The 23796-nt window shown below is 41.0% G+C and carries 15 protein-coding genes, 1 pseudogene and 1 CRISPR repeat array; of the genes and pseudogenes, 5 read left to right on the top strand and 11 right to left on the bottom strand.

Going from position 1 to position 23796, the window contains the following annotated elements; genetic code table 11:
* Positions 1-377: 377 nt before the first annotated feature.
* A complete protein-coding gene (locus WA1_RS01950) occupies positions 378-950 on the bottom strand; it encodes a helix-turn-helix domain-containing protein (RefSeq protein WP_017741213.1) in 573 nt (190 codons plus the stop codon).
* A 213-nt stretch (positions 951-1163) separates the two neighbouring features.
* On the opposite strand from WA1_RS01950, the gene WA1_RS01945 reads away from it, so the two are divergent.
* The gene (locus tag WA1_RS01945; protein ID WP_066613329.1) at positions 1164-4916 is read left to right on the top strand and encodes a CHAT domain-containing tetratricopeptide repeat protein; all 3753 of its coding nucleotides are present in this window, start codon (positions 1164-1166) and stop codon (positions 4914-4916) included.
* A 418-nt stretch (positions 4917-5334) separates the two neighbouring features.
* Positions 5335-6111: direct repeats of the CRISPR family, unit length 35 nt; unit sequence GTTTACATTTCTCTTCCCCTCACGGGGACGGAAAC.
* A 387-nt stretch (positions 6112-6498) separates the two neighbouring features.
* On the opposite strand, the gene WA1_RS01940 is transcribed toward WA1_RS01945, so the two are convergent.
* The 3 genes and pseudogenes from WA1_RS01940 to WA1_RS01930 all read right to left on the bottom strand — a co-directional run bounded on the left by WA1_RS01940 (position 6499) and on the right by WA1_RS01930 (position 7952).
* Positions 6499-6858, bottom strand: coding sequence for a hypothetical protein (locus tag WA1_RS01940; protein ID WP_017741211.1), 360 nt, complete (start codon positions 6856-6858; stop codon positions 6499-6501).
* 6 nt (positions 6859-6864) lie between these two features.
* Positions 6865-7209, bottom strand: coding sequence for a Tse2 family ADP-ribosyltransferase toxin (locus WA1_RS01935; RefSeq protein ID WP_017741210.1), 345 nt, complete (start codon positions 7207-7209; stop codon positions 6865-6867).
* A gap of 88 nt (positions 7210-7297) precedes the next feature.
* Positions 7298-7952, bottom strand: a pseudogene (locus tag WA1_RS01930) (Uma2 family endonuclease).
* Positions 7953-8214: 262 nt separating this feature from the next.
* Here WA1_RS01930 and WA1_RS01925 point away from each other — a divergent pair.
* The gene (locus tag WA1_RS01925) at positions 8215-8460 is read left to right on the top strand and encodes a hypothetical protein (protein ID WP_017741209.1); all 246 of its coding nucleotides are present in this window, start codon (positions 8215-8217) and stop codon (positions 8458-8460) included.
* Positions 8461-8972: 512 nt separating this feature from the next.
* Here the strand turns inward: WA1_RS01925 and WA1_RS01920 are convergent.
* From WA1_RS01920 to WA1_RS01910, 3 genes are all read right to left on the bottom strand, one after another.
* Positions 8973-12485: a phytase gene (locus tag WA1_RS01920; protein WP_017741207.1), complete on the bottom strand. Its 3513-nt coding sequence runs from the start codon at positions 12483-12485 to the stop codon at positions 8973-8975.
* 48 nt (positions 12486-12533) lie between these two features.
* Positions 12534-14531 (bottom strand): endonuclease/exonuclease/phosphatase family protein, encoded by a 1998-nt coding sequence (locus WA1_RS01915; RefSeq protein ID WP_017741206.1) that lies wholly within the window; start codon positions 14529-14531, stop codon positions 12534-12536.
* Between the two features lie 63 nt (positions 14532-14594).
* A complete protein-coding gene (locus WA1_RS01910; protein ID WP_017741205.1) occupies positions 14595-17633 on the bottom strand; it encodes a 5'-nucleotidase C-terminal domain-containing protein in 3039 nt (1012 codons plus the stop codon).
* A gap of 402 nt (positions 17634-18035) precedes the next feature.
* Here WA1_RS01910 and WA1_RS01905 point away from each other — a divergent pair, with 402 nt between their 5' ends.
* Complete coding sequence (locus WA1_RS01905; protein ID WP_017741204.1) at positions 18036-19199, top strand: DNA cytosine methyltransferase; 1164 nt, start codon at positions 18036-18038, stop codon at positions 19197-19199.
* Here the strand turns inward: WA1_RS01905 and WA1_RS01900 are convergent.
* Together WA1_RS01900 and WA1_RS01895 are read right to left on the bottom strand one after the other, a co-directional pair.
* Positions 19175-19906, bottom strand: a complete 732-nt coding sequence (locus WA1_RS01900) for a hypothetical protein (protein WP_017741203.1) — start codon at positions 19904-19906, stop codon at positions 19175-19177. The genes WA1_RS01905 and WA1_RS01900 overlap by 25 nt on opposite strands.
* Entirely contained in the window at positions 19890-20135 is a 246-nt protein-coding gene (locus tag WA1_RS01895; protein ID WP_017741202.1) for a helix-turn-helix domain-containing protein, read from the bottom strand. The genes WA1_RS01900 and WA1_RS01895 overlap by 17 nt, the downstream gene beginning before the upstream one ends.
* Positions 20136-20294: 159 nt before the next feature.
* Here WA1_RS01895 and WA1_RS52120 point away from each other — a divergent pair, with 159 nt between their 5' ends.
* Entirely contained in the window at positions 20295-20465 is a 171-nt protein-coding gene (locus WA1_RS52120) for a DnaB-like helicase C-terminal domain-containing protein (protein ID WP_017741201.1), read from the top strand.
* 492 nt (positions 20466-20957) lie between these two features.
* On the opposite strand, the gene WA1_RS01890 is transcribed toward WA1_RS52120, so the two are convergent.
* Together WA1_RS01890 and WA1_RS01885 are read right to left on the bottom strand one after the other, a co-directional pair.
* Entirely contained in the window at positions 20958-21239 is a 282-nt protein-coding gene (locus WA1_RS01890) for a hypothetical protein (protein ID WP_148662593.1), read from the bottom strand.
* Positions 21240-21728: 489 nt separating this feature from the next.
* Positions 21729-22109, bottom strand: coding sequence for a hypothetical protein (locus WA1_RS01885; RefSeq protein ID WP_017750188.1), 381 nt, complete (start codon positions 22107-22109; stop codon positions 21729-21731).
* A gap of 105 nt (positions 22110-22214) precedes the next feature.
* On the opposite strand from WA1_RS01885, the gene WA1_RS01880 reads away from it, so the two are divergent.
* Positions 22215-23615, top strand: coding sequence for an IS4 family transposase (locus tag WA1_RS01880; RefSeq protein WP_026135398.1), 1401 nt, complete (start codon positions 22215-22217; stop codon positions 23613-23615).
* The last annotated feature ends 181 nt before the right edge of the window (positions 23616-23796 follow it).

The raw sequence follows: 23796 nt of genomic DNA, 5'->3' as shown, positions 1-23796 counted from the left end.
TTTATACAAATATTTCTTCGCAAGATATCTTCTCAACACTGTCAATCAATATTTGGTAAGAGAAAATTGAACGGTCAGGAATACGATATCCCCATTCATGTTGGCAAAAATGGCTAACAACTCGACCATTATTGGTTGATATGCTATCGCGTTTGCTAACATTACTCCCTTTCCGCCCGAAGATTACCTATTTAAATGAACCGCAAAGACGCAAAGAGCGCCAAGAAAGAGGAAAAGCAGATCGGTAATCTTATAGCGAGAAGGGAGTAGGATTTTGAAACGACTATTTTTATGCTCAAGCTGTTTCGAGATCAATACTATTTGGTTAACGAGAATTGAGGTGTCAGAACCCCGGTTTCGCAGGAGTTACCGGGGTTCTAATTTCCGCTTATCCGAGTAGTATTGGTTTCGAGATTACTCTCGTTGAATAAAGTTGAGCTTGTAATATTTTTCTTTTCTTGTTGCCGTTTACGCCATTTATCGGCGACTTTCTTAAATTCTTCGATTTCTTCAAAATCAACTTGTACAGAAGCATTTTTAAATGCTACACCTAATGCTTCACTGATATCTAGGATTTCTAGAAAACTAGCGCATTGATAATCTTGCTCTTCGCACTCTTTGATTCGTTGTTCAGAGATACCTAAGATATCAGCTAGTTCTTTCTGGCTCATTTTCGCAGCTATACGAGCTTTTATTAACACATCTGGCAGTTTATTGAAGTTTTCAACTTGAATTTTTATAGGGTGGTTTCGCTCGCAATTAGTCAATCTTTCATATTCGGCAATTTCTGCCTTAAAATCGTCAACTTGGCTTTGGTACGCATCCCTATATAGCTGCCATCTTAGCGCGTCTGCTTTCAAACTCTCATCATTATCAATTCCTGCTACCGACTGTTCAAATTTTTGTAACCACTCTTTGGTAATATGATACTGTTGCTCGTTTTTTATCATAATAGTACCCACCTTGCTAAGTCTACAGCTATAATGCCCTTACGGATATTTGTTCTTGTATCAAATTGAATATGGTTGAGAAGATATTTGTCAAGTTTTAATTCATACTTGCTTTGGCGGTGTTCGTAATCACACGGCGGGTGATACAACGGAGGGATGAGCGTTTGTATAGTAGCGAATTCTATTCGTCCAAAACTGTTAAAACATCCTCTTATGACACACATAATTGAGCACTTAAACATTCTGAACGCGCAAGTTGTACAACTCTGTGGACAAGGTGACATAAAGCAAGCAGTCATTGTTGCGAAGCAAGCAGTCATGTTAGCACAAAATACACAAACTACCGAACATTCCGTTTATTGCGACAGCATAAATAATCTAGCAGAATTATATCGCATACAAGGGCGTTATTCAGAAGCAGAACCTTTATATCAACAAGCCTTAAATACGAGAAAAACATTATTTGGAGAAGAGCATATATATGTCGCACAATCTCTTAACAATCTAGGAGCACTTTATTTATCAAAAGGATATTATTCTCAATCCGAACAATATTTCTTAACTGTCTTAAATCTTTGTAAGCGTTTGCTAGAAGATGAACATCCTCAAGTTTTAATTGTTCTTAATAATCTAGCAGAAGTTTATCGAGAACAAGGGCGTTATCAAGAATCAGAAAATATCTATTTACAAATTATCAAAATACAAAACGAGCGTGAAAATGAATATGAAGTTCAAGATATCTGGCGTACATTAAACAATCTCGCTACACTTTATAAGTCTCAGGGACGTTATCAAGATGCAGAAAATAAGTATTTAGAAGCCATAGAGAGAATAAAATATCTCCAGGGTTCAGAACATCATGATGTAGCTACCAGCTTAAATAATTTAGCAGTTTTGTATGATTCACAAGGACGTTACTTCCAAGCAGAAGAAAACTATCTGCAAGCCTTGGCAATATTGAAAAAATTGCTAGGTGATGAGCATTCCTATATTGCATCAACTTTAAATAATATAGCAGGAAATTACAAAGATCGGGGACGCTATTTGGAAGCAGAACAAAAATTCATGGCAGCTTTGGCAATGAGAAAAAGCGTCTTTGGAGACGAGCATCCTGAAGTTGCAGCTAGCTTGAGTAATTTAGCAGAAATTTATCTTATACAAGGGCGTTACCCAGAAGCAGAGCAAAATTATCTAGCAGCCTATTCTATGAGGAAACGTCTGTTGACTTCAGAACATCCCAATATTGCAGAGAATTTAAATAATCTCGCAGTGCTCTACTTACATCAAGGGCGTTATATCCAAGCAGAGCAAATGCATTTAGACGCATTATCAATGTGCGAACGATTACTAGGTAAACAGCACCCTGATTACGCCGATTATTTAAACAATCTAGGAAAGCTTTATCAACATCAAGGACGTTACTCGGAAGCCGAACAAAAATATTTGGAGGTTTTAGAAATTAGAAAAATATCGCTAGGAGAGGAACATCCTTATATTGCGGAGATATTTAACGATATAGCAGAAGTTTATCGTTTGCAAGGAAGATATATTCAATCCGAGCAAATGCACCTAACAGCATTAGCCATGAGCAAAAAATTTCTAGGAGAAAAGCATCCTGATGTGGCTGCGAGTCTCAACAGCTTAGCAGTATTATACGCAGAGCAGTTTAAATATTCTCAAGCCGAGTCATTATTCTTAGAAACTTTGGCAATTATCAAAGGCGTGTTTGGAGAGCGACATCCACAAGTCGCAAGCAGTATGAATGGTTTAGCGGCTATTTATACCTCTCAAGGGCGCTATTTGTCAGCCGAACAGATGTATACAGAAGTGTTAAAGATTAGAAAATCTTTATTAGGAGAAGAGCATCCTGATGTGGCTCGCAGTTTAAATAATTTGGCAAAAATAGACTTTTCGCTAGGGTGCTACTTTGAAGCAGAACGGAAATACTCAGAAGCTTTGGAACTGAGGAAACGGCTACTAGGCGAAGAACATCCAGATGTTGCAAGAAGTTTGAATCATCTTGCAACTATATTAACAGCTAGCGATCGCCCTACTGAAGCTTTGTCTTACCGTATCCAAGCAAGTTATATTAATGATAAGTTAATTAGTCGAGTGTTTGCCTTCAGTTCCGATAATGACCGTTTCGCGTTGATTGAGAAACTTCGAGGCAATTTTGATTTGTTTCTCTCTTTAATTTACAAGCATCTATTGGACTCAGATAGCGCCAAGCAACAAGCATTGGACTTTGTGTTGAAACGCAAAGCTCTCACAACTGCTTCCCTCGCCGCCCAAAACCAAGCCTTGTATAGCGATCGCTATCCTCATCTTCAAGACAAGTTTCGTCAACTGGGTGAGTTGAACGCGCAGTTAGTCAACCTAACTTTCTCTGCTTCTCTCTTCAACGATTTCACTGCGTATCAAGAACAGTTAGCGCAACTTGAAGCGCAACACAATAACCTACAAAAGCAACTCGCATCTGAAGTCCCAGAAATTCAACTCTCCGAGCAACTTCCTAACCGTTTTGCGGTAGCTGAGGCATTACCAACTGACTCGATTTTAATTGAATTTGTCCGCTTCGATGTTTTCGATTTTCATGCAGTCAGGGCTAAGGGAGATAAACAATGGCATGCTCCCCGTTATTTGGCATTCATTCTACCATCTGGGCAACCGGATGCAGTGCAAACCATCGATTTAGGAGAAGTACAACCCATTGATAACCTTATTCAAGTCTTTCATTCACAGGTATCCGATTCTACCAAAGAAACACTGGCGTGGAAAAAAACCGCTCCTCTACCTAAGTCCCAAATTACACCATCTGCTTCCACAACAGCTATCCAACTCAGTCAAAGACTTTTTCAGCCAATCCTTAAGGGAGTCAGAGGCTACAAACATTTGATTTTCGCACCAGATGGAAACATCAACTTAGTGCCGTTTCAAATATTACCACTTGATGAGACGGGTACACATCTTCTTATGGATGAATACACTGTCTCGTATTTAGGAGTTGGACGCGAAATTCTCCGCTCTAGAGTTCAGACAACAAGAACTGCGAATACATCTATAATCATAGCCGATCCAGATTTTGATTTAGCAAGCGAGCCAACAAGATGGGAAGTGGGGAAAAGCTCACAAAGCACGCAAGTTAAAACTGCGATCGCTTCACAACAATCCTCAAACGAAGAATTTATCAACACTCTTGATGGTAACCTTTTGTCCCGCGCTCACGGGACAAGATTTCTTGGTGAAAGTGTCGCCAAAAAGCTCAAAGATGTACGGTTATATGTAGGAACAGAAGCACTTGAAACACACTTAACCACCCAAGAATGTCCCAAAATCATGCTCATCGCCACTCACGGTTTGTTCTTACCAGACATACAGCAAGAACCACCCAAGGTAGGGAATCAAGAATTCGAGCATTTTGCGCTGTCAACAGTCAAAAACCCCATGATGCGATCCGGGGTTGCTCTCGCAGGAGCTAATACTTGGCTCTCTGGTGGTACGTTACCCCGTGAAGCAGGTAAAGGATTTGTCCTAGCCCAAGACATTGCCAGTTTAGACTTGTGGGGGAACGAACTCACTGTGTTATCCGCCTGCGATACTGGCAGAGGAGACATTAAAATTGGTGAAGGCGTATTTGGATTGCGTCGTGCTTTTGCTGTCGCAGGAGCGAAGACATTAGTGATGAGTCTGTGGAAAGTTCCTGACACCGCAACTGCTTTGCTGATGGAGCGTTTCTTCGACAACTTACAGCATAGTATGAATCGTGCAGAAGCATTACAGAACGCCCAGAATTACATCCGCAAGCTGACAGTCAAGGAATTGCGTCAGTCTAGCTTGGGTATAGAAGTGTTGGAAGAACTCTTAAGCGTTAACAAATTGTCACAACAAACCAAAGAAGAAGATACCCCACTTGAACATCCACTTTACTGGGGAGCATGGATTTGTCAGGGAGAGACCAATCAGTGACCAGTAACCAGTGTCTAGTTTTGGGTATCCCGATATTTTTTAGATAAAAAATATGTAAGTCGATGGAATATTCGCGAAGTTAGCAAGGTGGGTGTTGAAAAGTGAGAAGTAATTTGTTATACTATTAAAAATTAAAGCCAAACCTCAACAGAACCTTGACAACTCAATATTAAGTTTCCAAATGAAAGTAAAAGTGTTGCTTTTGACTTTCAACACTTAGATTTTTCGCGGGGGTCTAGCGATAGTTGAAACCCTTGTGATTTCGTTCACCCCCGCGAAAGCCTTATACTCTAAGGATTTAAAGCGGTTGTCTTAACCAGTTTTTGTCAATAAAGTCAAGCTTATTGACATAGCAACTAGACCCCCGCGAAAATAGCACCTTCAAAGTCAATCCTGGTAAGGAGTCTAGAAGGGTAGGGTTTACATTTCTCTTCCCCTCACGGGGACGGAAACTCGGAAAGAGTGTCATCAATGACGGAAGAAAAAGTGTTTACATTTCTCTTCCCCTCACGGGGACGGAAACCGTCTTGATACCGCAGGTCAATTTTTTGACCTTCAAGTTTACATTTCTCTTCCCCTCACGGGGACGGAAACAAAAGCTAAAGAAGCCAGTAACAACATCATCAATAGACTGCAAGTGTTTACATTTCTCTTCCCCTCACGGGGACGGAAACTGTCAGTCTCAAAGTAGGTTTCAGTAGCACCAGTAGAAGAGTTTACATTTCTCTTCCCCTCACGGGGACGGAAACAATCGGGTCAAGGTTCCTCGATGAGAGGAAGCGGTGGAGCCAGTTTACATTTCTCTTCCCCTCACGGGGACGGAAACATTTTTCGTCTTTATAAGTAACATGGGTAGGGGTTGTTAGTTTACATTTCTCTTCCCCTCACGGGGACGGAAACAAATGTATAACCCTTTCGTTGTTTTATCTATTGTCCAAGAAGTTTACATTTCTCTTCCCCTCACGGGGACGGAAACAGAAATTTACTCTAGAGAAATCTGGTAACTCAGATAAGTTGTTTACATTTCTCTTCCCCTCACGGGGACGGAAACTGTTCCTCGACCTTTTCTGTCACGGTCCACACGTCGTTTACATTTCTCTTCCCCTCACGGGGACGGAAACTCATAGTTGTCCTTTTTCATTTTTTTCTAGGAGATTTTTGTTTACATTTCTCTTCCCCTCACGGGGATAAAAACAAAGGAGCATGGAAAGTACCATTTCCTCTACGTCGGGTTTACATAGATCGCGGCCCAACATCCATGTAGTTACAGCAATTTTCAGGTTAATAGACTACTTGACTCTAGGGTGGGCTTCCTCGCCCGCCCTCTCTAATACACGGGCGGGACGCCCGTACCACAAGAGCATAGTGTGGTTCATTTATTTGGGCGTTGCATAAAATGGGGATGAAGAATGAACCGCCAAGACGCCAAGAGCGCCAAGAATTAAGTTTTTCAACTGACAGAGAAAATAAAATCATCCCGCAAAGATTATAGGCGTATGGTTCATTTCACTGGTGCGGTGTCGGTGGGTGTGTCTGTGGATACAAACACCTTTGATATGGATAGCGATGGAATACACAATTTTTAACTAGCCTTAAGGCTATTATCGTGGCGAATAGATTCGGAAATTGCCTCTACTAATAATAACCGTTCATTAATAGATAATTGAAGAACTAAACGTACTAAATTCTCATCATATGTTGGTTTTTCCTTTTTGGAAAGTATCTTAGATGATGTTAGTAACGAATATGTTTTGTTCTCATTTAAAGTTTTATCTAATTCTAGAACCAGCGATTCTAGAAATAGAATATCATTTTCCAACTCAGAAGCTTCATCTTCATATTCTTCTTGGTCTTCGATTTCAGCTAGCCGTTTGTTATACTCGGACTGAAGATGATTAAGAGCTTCAATAATGAATTTTTTATCTTTAAATGATAAATTCATAAAAAACTAACTCACTTTGTAAAAAGATTCACCAATTAGTTGCAAAGCAATTTTATACTTGGATATTGGCATAGCTTGACGTGGTTTCCACAACCAATGATTGCCGTGGTCATTAATCAACTCTAGCTCAGGAGGAATTTCTGTATCCGCGTCTAATTTCCACCAGTTTTTTCCTTTTCCTGAATTAGCAAACGTTGAAATTCCTCCAGGTGATTGTCCGACTAAAGTTTCCATAACCCAAGTTTCATTATTATACTCATACACAGCGACATCTAGGTCAGGTCGTACATTATCCATTTTAGGAGAATTGGCGCTGCCTCTGCGGTATAAATCAATGGGTGTTTTGGCCATCTAATTCATAAGTACTGACATACAACTCTCGAGTATTGCACAGTATGAATCCCCCAAAATTTCTTTGAACAACTGCTCATATCTTCATCTACATATTGTTGAGAGCGCCAGTAGCAAATATCTGTTCCGCCGTTAGCTGTAATGAGTTGAATGTGGGGGAGATAATGCGTTCGCGTAGCGGCTGCTTTGCAGCATCGCTACCCCGAAATTGAGCAGGCTTCTGGTAGTGATTCCCACTAGCTGATAACTGATAAATCGATATCGTCGGTTGCTTTGGATTACCAATATAATCTCGACCCCCTAAGCCCAAGTAATCCACAATCCAGTATTCTGGAATACCTCGAAGCGCTGTAGTCCTCAACTTTTCGTGCGTAGTCATTTTGCCAGTTAGTGCTGACGACTTCTACAACAAGTTTGATGGAAGTTCCCAAGGTGATAATAGGCTCATTCTGCCATAAGGGTTCTGACGCGATCGCAGCTTTGTCAAGTACCACTACGTCAGGACGGAAAGCAGTTGAAGTTCCCAGAGGTTTGATTAAACAACGGGCGGGTGTAAACCAGGGGACACTCAACCGATCTATCTCGACATTAACTTTTCGCAGGACAAAAGCAGCTACCTCTTCGTGCGGTCCAGTTGGTTCCATGTCAATGAGTTCCCCATCAATCAATTCATAACGCTCGTTATCTCCATACCGAGCGATGAAATCATCGATAGTCAGGAGTTTAGGAGCAGCTTGTGTCATAAAGATTGCGCCCAATTACTGTAGAGCGAACATTACCTATTATAACCAGCCTTAAGGGCGTTATGCTTTGCGATCGCACGCAATACCCTCAGCACCCTGTGGCAAAGAGATGATGAATCAGCAGTCTAAATAGGGATGGTAAAGTCTATTATCCCGCCAACACCTTTGATTTAGTGCGATAATTTAACGTGAGTTCGATAAAGCTAAAAAAGCAATCAGGTAAGACTTGTAAGCTTATATATTACCATCAATAATTAAGAGGATGAAGCAATTGAGTAACCTAGATAGAGTTTTAGATGCGGCAATGGAGCTTCCTTTAGAGCAACAAGAAATGCTGGTACAAATTCTCACTAATCGAATTATTGAGAGTCGGCGAGATGAAATTGCGTCAGATGCAGCAACTTCCATTGCTGAATTCCAAGCAGGTAGGCTCAAAGTCCAGACTGCTACCGAAGCAATTCAAGAATTACGGCAATATCTTAATAACCCAAGTGCAGCCGATGTATAGATTGGTTATCAGTAGCAAATTTAAAAGATCTTTCCGAAAATTTGCTCATCGTAATGCTGAGTTGCAAGCCAGAATAGAAGAAACTATTGCTGCTATGGAGAATGATATATTTGCAGCGTCAGCTTTAAAATTAAACTTCAAAACGTAACAATTTTAGTAAACTTTCATTGAGTCAACCTTAAAACTTTATGAAAAATGTTAATCTCAGGAAATATGTCTTACATAAGTAGGTAGGTGGGAAAAAACCGAACTATGTAAAGATATGTAAATACGCTGAAACCCTTACTTTTGACTAATGACAAATAACAAATGACGATCCTGACAGTTAGCTTTATTTGTGACGATCTACTTAACGTCAGGAAGTTTTCCCGCCCAATACCACTGTTCCATATCATTGAGCATAGTGGTTTCTTGAAGAGGTCATTTATACAGCAGTTTTCAGATAAATGAACCACACTATGCTCTCGTGGAACGGGCGTCCCGCCCGTTCCACAAGATTATTTGGTCACTGGTCACTGGTCACTGATAATGGTGCTGTTAGAATCAAACAAGTAGTAAGGACTGGGATTGCGAGGATCGTAGCTAGTTGTATCCAGTCCCAAAGGAGTTGGGAAAGCATAGGCAATATTTTCCCAAGGGACTAACTTAAAGTTAGTGTTGACATTCTCAAACTCCCCATCATCCTCAACTAAACGTGCAGGTAAATTATTCCCATCTTGGGTCACGAACACACCATAAGGGAAGTTAGGACCTAAAGGTACATTAATCACATCTGCACCATCCGATTCTTGCACGCTGTCAATGGATCCATTGTTACCAACAGCAAAGCGTCCCAAAAAGTCGTTGTTCCCCTCACGAGTATAAGCAACAAAAGTGTTATCACCCTGACTGGATGTTAACAAGTAACCAGTACCTTGATTGCCGTAGTAAATAGTTAACCCTTCGACATCATCTTCTAAATATTTACCACCCAAATCTTTAACTTTGTCAATCAACACACCCGTTGTGTTACTATTTGGTTCTGCTTGGTACTTCCAAATACCCACATCTTCTTGTCCAATATAAAGGTAGCCGAGTTCTTGGTCTGCTACCATGCCCTCAAGTTGCGGATCGCGTCCTGCTGTTGTAGGTACGGTGAAATTCCGCACTAACTCAGTGCCAATCTTACCATTACCTTTATCTACCAGCTTTAACTGTGCAACATCTCCGGTTTCTCTACGATTGGTGAAGACATAGTAATCGTTTGTCACCGGGCTGCGGTATAAAGCGACTCCGTAAGCACTTCGTTCTGAGGGGGAGTAAGGAGGTTCGTAGGGTGATGATTGAAACAGAGTGTTAAAACTACTGTCAGTAATATCTTCTAGGTATTTACCAGAAGCATTAGGTTGGGAATTGATTTTGAAAATTGCCAGTTTGTCGTTATTGCGGTCTGTTGCTACGGCAATATCGACAGGATGACCGCCTAAGCTAAATCCATATTGCAGGTCAATATTGTTGTAACGAATATTACCTGGATTAACTTCTTCCAACAAACTACCCGATAAATCATAAACTCGCAAACCAGCATTTTTAACCACCGTCAATACCAGACTTTGTTCTGGATTTGCGGAATTTACGTAGATAGCAGGGTCATCTGCATCAGCCTGTTGGTCGCGTGGTAATGTGGGGTCATCAAAGAGATCGGGACGGGTTTCGACTGTGGGTGCTGCGGTGGGAACTAAGTCTGCACCTAAAGCGATGATTTGGGTAAATTGCGTTTGGTTGAAGTTGTTGTCGCTCACCAACACAATGGACTGACGACCATCTGCTAGTTTAGGTCCAAAGGAGATTCCTTCAATATTATCTGTACCGTTGGGCAATTTGAGTGAGTTGAGATCCAACACCAGGCGTTTCTCAACAGGTTGAATTGCTGTTAACTCTCCAGTACTTAAAGTGTTGAGAGAATCATAGTACTTGATGTCAGTTGCACCTTGCAAACTGACTTCGTAGATTTTGATTGTATTGCCAACACCTTCAGCGAAGGAACGTTCCAACGAGAGTAAAGTCCCTCGGTTATCGATCGCTAACAAATCTACCAACCCATTGTCAGCAAAACCTGTTGCTGGGTTTGGTGGTGTAGGAATTGGATCGGTGATGTAGAGGTATTCTTTTTCTGGTTGACCTGAAACCAAGTTGTATTGGAGAATTCGAGAACGACTTCCCCCATTAAGACTGGCAATAGGACCATCCTGGAACAAAGAACCTTCAGTTGCAGTGTACAGGAATTTTTGGTCGGGTGCGATCGTTAAACTTTCAAACGCTAAATTATTGCGAATACCAGATACCTGAGTATCTCCTGTATCCACAGCACCACTACCGTTGGTATCTTGAACAACTGGTAAGAACTTCGTTGGTACGGGTAAAGAACGTATTTGCTGTCCCGTGGTGAGGGAGAATTCATTGATAAAGGGATTGGTCACTCGACCTGCACTGATATTTGCTTCTCCCTCTGAGGAAATAAAAACTGTTCCTTTGTTGGTCAGCGCAATTCCTTCTGGATCTAAGCTATTCAGTGCGAACTCTTGACCGTTGGCATCTTTTAGGGTAATAACATTGGTAAAAGTTGCACTTTCCAGAAACCCGGTTTCTTGAAGAAACCGGGTTTCTAAGGTGTAAAATCGGGCAGGCGCAAATTGAGAGCGATCGTCAGAGACAGCATAAAAGACATCATTTGCAGCATCATAGGCGATCCCAGACAGTCCACCCAGTGCAGTTATTCCAGCTGCACCACCGGGAATAAAGCCAGTAGGAAATACTGTTTGTCCCAAAAAGTCCGCTTCGGGAACAGTTTTCCCGGCTTCTGTTGGTGGAATTTGCAAGTCTGCCCAAATTAATTTATGATCGGAACTGGGATATCCACCAGGTAAAGTTGGATTGAATGTGCCTACCAGTCGGAACAGAGGGTCTGTATTGAGAGGCCAAAACACAGATGAATTGCTAATTTGCAAATCAGCAGATGGTAGTACATAGTCTACCCGCAAGTTTCCTGGGGCTGTATCAGCAAAGTCCGCAGTGTCAAAAGCAGGATTCCCTTGATGAGTTAAATTTGCCCCACCTTGTAATATTGCTTGTTGAGAACCACCAAGGCTGGAAGGGATAAAATTCGTATTGATACCGGGATTGAGTAACAGTTGTCGGATAGCGTTGTCGTAACTGTCGCCATCAAAGGGGTCTGCATTTTGGTCACCCATAATCACAAAGCGTGACCCAGTATCAAGACCACCTTTGTTCCCTGCATCATCATATATATAGTCGCCTTTTCCGGGTGTAATATAATCTGCCCAGAAGCGAATCTCGTCATAGTTGCGCTTACCGTTACGGTCTTCAAGTCCGTCAAATGTAGGCGGTGTAGGATGGCTGACTAAAGCGTGAATAGTCTCGCCATTCACTAGGATCGGAACATCCCAATGACTCTTAGAAGAAAGACGCAAGACCTCTTGTTCTTCTGGTGAATACCAAAGCGTATTAGAATCAGGAAGAGCAATTGTGGAAAGCAACGACCCTGGCATATCTTTCCACAAGAATGTTTGGAAAGTCCGCAGATTTTCAGTATCAATAGGGTACTTTGACAGCACTAACATCCCATACTGACCGGGAAACTCACCAAAACCAAAAGCATCATCACCGTAACCTGGTGTCCCAGGAGTTGTGACGGCTGTACCATTATTGTTTAAGTCAAATCCAGATGCGATACCAGTGTTGGAGGGTGCAATGTAGGCGTAGCAGTATTCAGTCGGATTTGCACCATTTTGACTGACTGAAAGGTAATTTTTTTGAAAAAGTTCTACCGCTTTATACGGGTCTGGCTCATAATAGTCAAACTCATTAATCAGCAGTACATCTGGGTTCGTGCGTTGAATAATTTCTGCAACGGACTTTGCTTGTGCATTTTCGGAGGTAGATAAATCCTGAATTAACTTACCCTCTGCACCACGGTTCAAGGAAGCATTGAATTGAGAAAAGCGAATTGTGTTTGTGGTTACCATGATTTTGGATTTTAGATTTTAGATTTTGGATTGGTCATTGGTCACTGGTCACTGGTCACTGGTCACTGGTAAATCAAATTGAGCGACACTGGGGTCATGATCGCTATCTTGCTCGACAAACTCAGAATTGATGTGGACGACATCGTAACCCTTTAATTTCTTAAAGAGATTTTGGCTAACTAAGATGTGGTCTAAGACTTGAGCATTACCTTGGAAATTATAAGCGTAACGCTCGTTGGCGGGTAAAGTTTCTATTAAACTTCTCAACACCGCGCTACCTCGACCACTAGGTTTTCCTTTTAAGATATTGAGTGGTTCGGAAAACTCAAAATCATTCAAATCTCCCAAAACCACTACATTAGCTTTGGGATCTACCGCCAAAATACTGTCTACAAAATCATTGATAACTTGCGCTTGTTGACGGCGCTGGGTTTCTGCTGTTAGGACTGGGGGCTGATTGGGACCGTACAGGGGTTGGTCTCCACCTTTTGAGTTCCAGTGATTGGCGATCGCAAACAGTTTTTGTCCTTGAAAGATAAACTCGCCTACCAAAGACTTACGACTGTCATCGAAAGCTGGGTTAGTCGGATTAATTCTTCCAGGACTGGCGGATAGTTCTGGTTGATCGTTGACTTTTTTTACCGTCGTGTTGGTCGTCGAGCCACCTCCAGCACGATCTACAAATTGCACTCGATTGGGGTTAAACAAAAAACCAACCCGAATATTACCACCAGGTTGACCTCCATCCTGTCCTTCAACAGGGTTGATTTGGCGATAATCGTATGTAGGACCGCCTGAAGATGCGATCGCATTAATTAACTCTTGGTAGGTTCGGTCTGCATCTACCACTCCATCATCGATTTCTGCTCCTGTGTTGTCTTGAATTTCTTCTAGGGCAATAATATCTGGAGAACGCAAATTGGTTACAATGCGATCAGCGAGTGCGGCAAATTTACCATTGCCCAAATCGTCATCAACGTTACTTTTTTGCTGTTTGTTAACCTTGTTGATATCCTCTAGTTTGGCATCAAGGTTCTCAACATTAAAAGTTGCAACGGTTAGATTGTTCCCTTCTGGTATAAGATTGGTTTTTTCCTTAGTTAAAGAACTCTGAGAATTAACAGTGATAGAAAACGGCAGAATTTCATAGCTGTTGAAATTGTAATCAACGATCCCTGTAATTGTGCCTAAAGTTGCGCCGACATTAACTTCAGGAGACTTACCAGAGATGGCTGGTGCGTCATCAATTTGAATGCGTTCGGGATTGAAATCTTTCGGTGAAATACGACTTCCACCGCGAACCGTGCGTCTCGTTGAATTAGACCCGTTGTCTGAAAGTACCCAAATTTCTCCAAATTCATTTGTCGGACTAACTGCTAAGGGATTGTTAATTTGAACTAACATACTCTCTAGACTTTCATAAAAGTCTATACCCTCTGATGCTGGTTCAAAATCACCCTCTGTTTCTACATTACCGCGATCGCTGGCTGTAAAATCATCGTTAATTGCAGTATTGGGTGGAATGCGACCTCCCGTACCGATAACAGTGGGAGTAATAGTTCCCAAAGAATCGATTATTTGAACTGCACCACCCTCTACGTTGGCAGTAATTTGAGTTGTTGTCAAATTATTGGCATTGTTTCCTGGTCGAAATTCAGTAACTCTTCCCGTGACTGCTACCGATTGACCAACTTCAGGATTGGGAATCTCGGATTTACCTAAAAAAACAAAAATACCTTCTGAGGTTGCATCATCATCGTCTGGATTTGGATCTTGCATATAAAACCCGCGACCGGAACCCGAATCCAGCACCAGTGTTACCACCCCAGGGACATCGGTTACTGTTTTATCTACTAATTTAGAGGTGTGACTTGCACCTTGAATATCGTGGATGAGAACAATATCAGGGGCTTGTGCAATCGCATTTTCAAACCCATAAGTGTTGTTATTTGAATTAAGAATATCACCAGAGAAGGGAACAACATTTACCAGTGAAGTAAATGTCAGTACCATAAACCAATGCAACCAACTTGAAAATAGAATCATAAAACAGTGACCAGTAAACAGTAAACAGTGACCAGTGACCAGTGACCAGTAAATAATGAACAATCAGGTAAAATTTACTTGTAAAACGATGTCGTTGTAATCCAAGTCGCCACCTCCAGGTAGATCTTCATAACCGAAAGTATTGTTACCCAACAGGCGGATGTGATCCACTCCATCGGGATTTGCTCCTAAGTAAGCAAAGTAAGCCTTCACATTTCCACTTGCTTGATTTGTAGGATTTTGTGCTAAGAAATCAGCAACAGTGGCGTTCGCAATAATAAATGGCGCATACAATGCCCCTCCTGTCAAGTTCACTCCAGAAGCGCCGTTGGAACCCACATTGAAAACGCTTCCTTGAATCGCTGCTTGAGCATACCCTGCATCACCAGGGCGCAGATCTGCGGTTCCATTACCATCTCTGTCAATACCACCGTCAAGGTCAGCCACTCTGTAGAAACCAACAAAGTTTCTGTAATCAGCACTGCTATTGACAGAGAAGCTTGCTTGTGCATTACCTGAAAACCTCAAATCCAATAGTTCCGCCCGTTCTTGAATGACTCTCTGAGGTATATTTCTGTTGGAAGTTTGGACTCTCAAACGAATGTCATCATAGTCGTTATCTGAACCATCCTCCCAATTCAAGTTAAACGTACCACTGCTACCATCTGCAACCTGTAATTTGTCAGATGTTGCTAAAAGTACGTTTCCAGGAGTTTTTCCCGCTCGCAATTCAGAGAGTACGGTATCGGTGCTGCTATTTTGCACCAAGTAAAACATCAGCTGTTGATTTCCAGCACCAAAGTTCAACAAACGAGTGGGATTCTCAAATCCAAAACCGTCTGTGAGGACGGAAAAGACAACTTCTGCTCTGCTTAATGCGGCTTGCAAGTATCCAGCCTGTCCGGGTGCAATACCATTTACCCGACCTTGGTTATCATCAACGACAAATACCCCTATTTCATTGACATTTGTCACATCTCTGCTGACGAGATTGACTTCTAAATTTGAGGGGCTGAAGATATTGGAGAAGGTGAAGAGGTTGTTTGATTGTTTGGTGAGACCGGGTGTTGCAAATACGCTGTCGCTGCGTTGTGACAAGTTTTGGATTCGTCCGTCTTGACGAATACCAACATCTTCAACGCTGTAAGGATTTGTTCTGTAATTTGTCAACAAATACTCTGCAAGTGCATCCTGTTCCGAACCATTGTTTGCAAAAGTTGCAGAGCCAGTAAGGGTTTGCTGTACTAAATCTACGCGATTCTTGGCAAACCGGGGAATAGGATAACCATCTCCTCCAACCCCAGGAGTTCCAGAACCAGCATTGGCTAAAAAGTTTAATGTTACAAGCCTGATGAGACGATTGGGGTCACCTACAACTTGTCCATTGCGAACAACTTCATCAGTAATGCGATCGCTTTGGTCGCGAATTGCAAGAGAACGGATGCGTTCTCCTTGAGTTGTCGCATTCCCATTGTTGTCAAATCTTACTGCAGTACGGCTGGGGTCGAAACTAAAGCTCAGCCCGCCCACTTGAGGGAATTGACCGGGTGTTGCTCCTTCCCTTGTCCCAGCAACAGAATGTTCCATAATCAGACGCAGTTCTGCTGCTGTCACCGACACCACGGTCAAACCATTATTAAACCGCAAAGCGTTCTCAATATCCAGTTGGGAAATATCCCCTGTCTGTTTATTTGGGGCAATGGGGTTTGGCTGTGGAGGTAATCTTCTAAAGTCATCAGTATTCACTCCCCCAGCACTCTCCGATATGACCCCCACATTATCCCGAATCCCTCCCCCATTTTTCAAAGAAACAACAACAGTAGGGTCAGTATTGCGAGCTATTGCTAAGTTAGCATCTGCTGTTAAGTTACCAAAGTTAGTTTCCTGGGTACGTACATCATTACGAGTCCCGTTGAGAAATACAGTAGTTTTACCAAAGGAATTGTTATCTTTGCTGCCAATAACTCCCCGCAAGGCATCAGTAATTGCAACTACATTAGGATTGGCAACTGCTCTGGGATTAACATCACTGCCATAGATGCGATCGACTCCCGCTTCATCCGTAGCATAAGCGCCATTAACATTACTGTTGAGGCTGTTAAGGTTAATGACACCATTATCATCAAATTCAAAAACCAAGCGCCCTACATATTTGTAATTACCATCGGTATTGACAACCAAAACAGGTTGACCGCTAGCAGAAGTTTTGAGAATGGGATATTCTCCCCTGCTTGTATCACCTGCTCGCAAGGGGTCGTTGGCATCAGATAATAGAGTATTAGAACCACCAGCAATGATAACATCAACATCCCGCAATCGGGGCGCTAATTCATCTCGCTCAATGTTCAACTGCTGCATATGCGCCAGCAGGACAATTTTATTGATACCCGTATTCTTGAGCGCATCGACAGAAGTTTGAATCTCGGCGGCTAAAGCTGCATAATCTGTGGGGTTTGCAGGAGATACTCCAATCCGACCTGGTGATGAAATATTAGGTAGAGTGGGTGTTGTGGCTCCAACAATACCAATTTTTTGGTCATCCCCATTTCCCAGAATACCGTCTGCTCCAGGTAAGGTAATCACCGTACCTTTAGCAAGCTTGCCTTTAATTGTGCTTGCTTCAGCAGTATTTTGATTGCTTGCGAGGTCGTTATTTGATAGATTGCCTCCTGGTTGAGTTTCTGGTGCAAAGTTAAGATTGGTGCTAAGATACGGAAAATTTGTTCCTGGGTTACCACTTCCAGTGCGAATGAGTCCGGCTACTTGTCCAACGCCCAAGTCAAACTCATGGTTACCGAGTGCTGAAGCTTGGATACCAATGGCATTGAGAATACCAATATCCCCCCGACCTGCAACTGGACCAGAAGAGCTTCCCAAGCCTCCTATATTGTTGAGACTAGGATCGCTAGAGGCGTTGAGAAAAGCACCTGGGATATAATTGTCACCAGAGGATAAAGTTAAGGTATTAGCGAGAACCGTAGATGGCAGCCTTGAGTCAGTTCTGAGACGGTTCACAACTGCCGAAAAACCTACGGCATCGTTTAAGGCGGGGATGCCAGCTTCAAAATCAGAGGCGTGTAGTATCTGAAGTGTAAATGCCATTGTGATTGCAACTCAAGATGTGTTGGCTGCAAGGAAAACCTTGACAGTCAGGACAGATACGGACATGACAGCACCACCCATACCTTAAGGAAGGACATGGAGCGCGATAACTGGGAGCGTTTGTGGTATTAATTTGTATTCCGCACCCTTAAGTTATACCAGTCAGATTAAGAACTAACTAGCAAAAGGTTAAGACATCAGTTAACCCTGTTGGCATCAATAATTCTTCGCGGAGGTTTTTTAGGTGTTATTAGCGCCTACAATAAATCACCCGAAACCCTTGCTAAGTCAAGGCTTTAGAATTTAGGCGAATGATCTACCCCCCCTTGAACGGTTACTACTATTACTATCTTTTTGAGGAGGTTGCTTGACAGTATATAACGAAGACTATAGTATTCAGTAATGACACACAAAATTATTGATTTATTTGCGGGTGCGGGTGGACTCACTACAGGTTTTCACCTTGCAGGTTTTGGATCTTTATGTGCGATCGATGTAGAAGCAAAAGCTTTGGCGACTTATAAGCAAAATTATCCCAATACTAAAATTGTTAATCAGGATATACTTAAGGTTGATCCTTCAGATTTACGATCATGGTTGGGTTTACAAAAGGAGGAACTAACAGCACTGATAGGTGGTCCTCCATGTCAAGGATTTTCAAGAAATATCCCTGCTGATTATCGCTATCTTAATGATTCTCGCAATCAACTATATCGGACATTTTTAGAGTTTGTAAAGGAATTTAGACCCCTTTATATTGTTATAGAAAATGTACCTGAAATTCTGAAAGCGTATGATGGTGTAATTAGGCATGAAATTACAGAACAACTTGAAGCCCAAGGATATAAAGTCAGTTCTGCTTCATTAAACTCTGCAAACTATGGAGTGCCACAGACTAGAGCAAGAGCTTTTTTCTTAGCTAGTTTAGATCAATATCTTCAATTCCCTAAGCCTACACATTCTGGGGATATTAGAAGCGATTACAGAGCTAAAAAATCTTGCAATCAACTTACTCTTCTAGAATCAAACATTTCTTCAGTTGTCACAGTCAGAGATGCAATTGGAGACCTGCCAAGCTTAGAAGCAGGTCAGGAGTATAATGCGGAAATTTATCCCATTCCTCCGCAAACTCCATATCAAGCAATTATACGTAATGGAAGTACGAAACTTACCAATCACATTGCTCGTGCTTTAAGTCCTATTCAAATGTCAAGAGCGCGTGTTCTTAGTGAAGGGCAAGATGCTAGAGATTTACCACCTGAATTAGCGCCTAAAAAGCATTATAGTGGTGCATACGGAAGACTTTACTGGGATAAACCAGCACGAACTATTACAAGGTGGGTTTTCCATCCTGGATCTGGCAGATTTTTCCATCCAACCCAGAATCGCACAATTACGATTCGTGAAGCTGCAAGACTACACTCTTATCCAGATAATTTTCACTTTTTGGGAACATATACTGAGATGGCTTCTCAAATCGGTGAATCTGTACCTCCACTTTTAGGCAAAGTGATAGCTGAAGCTATTCTTCAAGCACACAATCAGAAATCTGGTGTACTGAGTTGATCCTGTAAAGCTAAGATAACAGTCTGTACATAGCGATCGAGTGTCAGCCGAGTTCGTTCGACCTTGATATGTATTGCTTCTGGGGGAAGAGTTCTAGCTCTAAAGAGTTGCTTCTGATTTTTGTACCATATCAACTCTGTTTTACCAGCAATATTCCCTTGTAGTCCTGCTCCTAATTTCCCAGTAGTTTTATCAACCGTCCAAGCCCATGAGAATGCACTTGGGTCAAGTGGATTTAATGGGAATTCGCAGTAAATGTACTCGTATCCTCTAATGGTTTTCAGTAATATGGCTTCATAGCTATTAACAACCCCCTGTGCTGCCTGACTCGATATGATTTTTTCATTCCAATGTTGAATAATAGCTGCTCCTAGTTCGTTAGGTGAGGATTTTTCAGTCAAACCAGGAAAACCAAGCTGGGTAGCTTTTTTTACAATATCTGCTCTCTGAATAACGAACAAAAATGTCTTTACAGCAGTAAGATTATTCAATTGAAGAGACTTGAGCGACCAGCCAGTTTCTGTTGTAGCATCTACAGCATCATAAAGAAGTTTACGACGTCCTAATGCTGGATCTGATAAAGGAATATCCTTAATATAGTGAAAAATTGCTTCCCAAGTATAATCTTCTATCGAGCCGATTACAGGGGATGCTATGGTAGCAACAACAGCTTGTTTTAATCTTTCAATCTCATTTTCCGTCAGCATTCAACAATTCCTCTACGGCTTGTAAAAAAACGCTCATTTTCAAGCCCAGAGCTTTTGTAATGTGATTAAGAACTCTAACAGATGGACTTTTTAGCCCCCGTTCAAGCTGGCTAATATAGGTTCTGTGCAGACCTGTAACCTCTGCTAGATATTCCTGTGACCAACCTTTCTCTATGCGACGGCGTTGTATTTCTTGTCCTAAAATCCGATCTAAGTTACTGGGCTGCATAAAGTACAGATTAAGGTTTTGAATACCAAAGTTCTACAGACTAAAGTATTCAAAGCAGCAGTACGCTAATGTTACGCTAGCTCTCAAATAACTTTTCACACGAAAAACTTTTATTTTAATGAAATCAATTTGAATAAAAATTAATACCTTAATCACAATATGGATGCAGGGGTGCTTCTTGATCGAGACGAATATTACAATCCAGATACACAGGATAAAGGAGTTATGGAAATTAACGTAACGAAAACTCGCAATGGTGCTACAGGAATTTGCAAAGTATTATTTTCCCCTCATGTAGGGACTTTTTCTAATATTATGCCACTTGCTTGATAATTTATGATTAGTACATGAAGGCAGAAGTACGCTCGCTACTAGGGCAGAAGGCGCAAAAGCTTTTATTGTTAGCTTTTTGTTTGTTACTAATGGTTGCTTTATTTACGCCGATCTGTATTAGCTTTAACGTTGTAGAATGTGAAAACAACGTAAAAGCTTTGCTATATTTACGTTGTAGACGTTGCAAACGACATAAGATAAGTGCGCGGAGTGGCTCCAAACCCCAAATTAGGTGGGAGTCAAAACAGAAAATAGTTTGGAGCGAGTAAAATTCTGTAGCTGCAATTTTGGTAGTTGCAACCTTAATAACTGAAGGAAGATATGTTAAAAGTAAAAAACAAATGGATTTTTGAGCTTTGACTTTTGACTTTCGTCAACGTGCATCACTTTAATTTTGTTTTAGCTCGTAGCTATTGATTGCTAAAGAGGATGTTTGAAAATTTTGGTAGCACACCCCGCTACCGTACTTCTAAAAAGTGAATTGCTCGCTTAGGCTTGAGTAAGACCCAAAGTGCTAACTAAACTGGAACTTATACCACTTAGTAACCCGCCGATACTTAGTGCGAAAGTATTTTGAGATAATATGGGCAGTACATTTACATTCACATTCACATTGTTAGCGCCATCCACATCGTTATTGGAGCCACCATAGGCATTACTGCGACCTCCTAAGACGGTAACGATTTCCCGATCATTCAACTCTCTCATAACTGCGGGTTCTTCTTGCTCAGTAATATGTGAAGTAAGTTGCTCAATCATGATATGTGACATAAGAAGTTCTTCCTTGTACAAAATGAGTTCGGATTAGCGACATTAGTTTCAATTCGTTCACTGAGAATTTTTGATAATCAAAACTGTCAGATACCCTCAACAGGTATGAGAAAGCTTTTGATTTTGCTTCGTAGCCGAACGCTCGCTACTAAACGTTTATTCTCAGTAATAATTACTACTTATAAGCTTACACAAATTGAAAGATAAATACAAGAATACTGAAAATTTCTCCTACTTTTCCCAAGGAAACTTACTTTTCCAACTTAAGATTTTAATACTAAGAATTTCTCGTTTTAGAGATTATATAGAAATCTTAAATAATTTATAAATTATTTTAATTTTATATGTTTTTATCCGGATATTGAAGTTTATTTAAACTTCAAATTCTAAGACTACTGGCAATACTGCTCGGTTAAGGGAAATAAAGGGTAAAACAGTGTCAAATGTGTTCGCGTATTAAAAACGATAACTGAAAGCGGATGGGCAAGGTTATTTTTTGTCTTTGAGACTTTCGTACAAATCTATCCAGTTTTGTCTGAGAGAATGAATCGTATTTTTTAAGGTGTCGATTTGCATTCTTCGTGTAACTTGCATAACAGCATCAATATGAGCGGGGCTTCCAGCTTTCCCCAAATGCTTATATTTACTTAATTTATTAGGAGTTTGCGTAGGGAAAATCGGCATTTGAGCGTGCAACTTATAGTACCAGTAAGTTCCTTTTTGACCGCGTGCCTGGTAGCGCAGGACACAACAACCTTCGGGTGCAACTTCTCCTGAAGCTTGAATTTGTTGAATTTGTAGTTGTAGAGTAGCGATCGCTTGCTGTAAGAGTTCGGCTCTGGCAATAATATCGTCAGTTTTCGTAGGCATCAATTGGAATTGGGGAAAGATAGAGTTCTCGAATAGATTACGAGAACAAAAAGTGTTTTAATCAATATTATCTTATACGAAATTTCACTTCAAAACTGAGTGCTAATGATGCTAGTTAACTTTGAATTCAACAATCAAATCCTAAATCGGGCACAATTACTGCTGGCTCTTAACCAGATCATCCCTACCGAGTCGATTATGGCAGCGATTACAACAACGAGTAGTACCGCACGGCGTCAAAGAATACTTCCTACACACGTAGTAATCTCTCTAGTAATCGCCATGAGTTTTTGGTCCTCCGATTCAATCGTGGATGTATTGAAAAATCTCATTCAGGGTTTTAATTCTTTGCAAATCCCCTTTAAGAGACGTTTTAAGATACCAACATCTTCATCAATAAGTGAAGCTAGACAACGAATTGGTGCTGCTGTTATGACTCGTTTATTTGAAATTGTTGCAAAACCTTTAGCAACAATTAAAACACCAGGTGCTTTTTTGGGTGGACTGAGAATAATGGCTTTGGATGGCACAGTTTTTGATGTTCCTGATACAGAAACTAATGCTAAAGTATTTGGTTACCCTGGTTCTCGTCCTGGTACAAATCCGGCTTTTCCCAAAGCTAGGTTAACTTTTTTAGTCGAAGCAGGAACTCATTTAATTATCGACATATTTTGTTGTCCATATCGAATTGGAGAGAGAAAAGGAGCTTTAAAGCTATTAAGAAGTGTTGAGGAGAGTATGTTGTTAATGTGGGACAGAGGACTGCACTCATTTAAAATGATTCATGCTGCAATCAAACAAAAATGTCATATTCTTGGTCGCGTGCCATCTCATGTAAAATTTGAGTTTGTTAAAGCTTTTCCTGATGGTTCCTATCTAAGTTGGCTTGCTCCTGATGGAAAGTCAAGAAAGAAGGGAGCGACGAAAATACCTGTTCGTGTCATTGAATATATTATTGAAGTTGAGGGTGTAGAAAAGGTGTATCGTTTAGTAACTGATTTGATGGATATTTCAACTTTTCCTGCATTGCTCTTAGCCCAAGAATACCATCAACGGTGGGAAGCTGAGAACACCTTGGATGAGTTAAAAGTCCATCTGAACGGTCGTAAAATTCCTATCCGCTCGAAGAATCCTCGTGAAGTTATCCAAGAAATTTATGGTTGGTTACTAGGACACTATTGTATACGTTATTTAATGTTTCAAAGTGCAGCAATCAAGGGAATATCTCCCCTAAGTTTAAGTTTTACCAGTTCTCTAAGAGTTGTCAGACGTGCTATTCCTCAGTTTCAACAGCAAGTTAATCATTCTCTTGAGAATATGAATATATATTTTAGCTGGTTAATCTGGGAAATCTTAGACTTACAAATACCACCAACCTCAGGCAGAACTAATCCGAGGGTAATCAAGAAAACTCGTTCTAAATTTAAAACTAAAAAACGATGTCATAGAAATAATTATACTCCCCGGCAACAACTATCTTTTACAATTTTTACAACCGCTAGTTGACATCATCTAGTAGTAGAAGATAGTTGAACTAGATAGAAAATTAAAAGGGACAAGGTTTAGAGATTTTTTCAATTAAATATAAACATTCTTGAGAGATACTTGCTCATCTCTTGTGGGTTCATTTATACAAATTTCTCTCATTTTTGTTCTCGTAAATAAAACGAGAACAGTTTCTTCGGAA

It is taken from the genome of Scytonema hofmannii PCC 7110 (assembly GCF_000346485.2).
Lineage (GTDB): Bacteria > Cyanobacteriota > Cyanobacteriia > Cyanobacteriales > Nostocaceae > Scytonema > Scytonema hofmannii.
The sequence above is the reverse complement of the archived record's forward strand: the minus strand, read 5'-3'. Positions and strand labels throughout refer to the sequence as shown.

Excerpts from the sequence above, each read along its gene's own strand:
- WA1_RS01950 (WP_017741213.1), bottom strand. The coding sequence starts at position 950 with ATGATAAAAAACGAGCAACAGTATCATATTACCAAAGAGTGGTTACAA.
- WA1_RS01945 (WP_066613329.1), top strand. The coding sequence starts at position 1,164 with ATGACACACATAATTGAGCACTTAAACATTCTGAACGCGCAAGTTGTA.
- WA1_RS01940 (WP_017741211.1), bottom strand. The coding sequence starts at position 6,858 with ATGAATTTATCATTTAAAGATAAAAAATTCATTATTGAAGCTCTTAAT.
- WA1_RS01935 (WP_017741210.1), bottom strand. The coding sequence starts at position 7,209 with ATGGCCAAAACACCCATTGATTTATACCGCAGAGGCAGCGCCAATTCT.
- WA1_RS01925 (WP_017741209.1), top strand. The coding sequence starts at position 8,215 with ATGAAGCAATTGAGTAACCTAGATAGAGTTTTAGATGCGGCAATGGAG.
- WA1_RS01920 (WP_017741207.1), bottom strand. The coding sequence starts at position 12,485 with ATGGTAACCACAAACACAATTCGCTTTTCTCAATTCAATGCTTCCTTG.
- WA1_RS01915 (WP_017741206.1), bottom strand. The coding sequence starts at position 14,531 with ATGATTCTATTTTCAAGTTGGTTGCATTGGTTTATGGTACTGACATTT.
- WA1_RS01910 (WP_017741205.1), bottom strand. The coding sequence starts at position 17,633 with ATGGCATTTACACTTCAGATACTACACGCCTCTGATTTTGAAGCTGGC.
- WA1_RS01905 (WP_017741204.1), top strand. The coding sequence starts at position 18,036 with ATGACACACAAAATTATTGATTTATTTGCGGGTGCGGGTGGACTCACT.
- WA1_RS01900 (WP_017741203.1), bottom strand. The coding sequence starts at position 19,906 with ATGCTGACGGAAAATGAGATTGAAAGATTAAAACAAGCTGTTGTTGCT.
- WA1_RS01895 (WP_017741202.1), bottom strand. The coding sequence starts at position 20,135 with ATGCAGCCCAGTAACTTAGATCGGATTTTAGGACAAGAAATACAACGC.
- WA1_RS52120 (WP_017741201.1), top strand. The coding sequence starts at position 20,295 with ATGGATGCAGGGGTGCTTCTTGATCGAGACGAATATTACAATCCAGAT.
- WA1_RS01890 (WP_148662593.1), bottom strand. The coding sequence starts at position 21,239 with ATGTCACATATCATGATTGAGCAACTTACTTCACATATTACTGAGCAA.
- WA1_RS01885 (WP_017750188.1), bottom strand. The coding sequence starts at position 22,109 with ATGCCTACGAAAACTGACGATATTATTGCCAGAGCCGAACTCTTACAG.
- WA1_RS01880 (WP_026135398.1), top strand. The coding sequence starts at position 22,215 with ATGATGCTAGTTAACTTTGAATTCAACAATCAAATCCTAAATCGGGCA.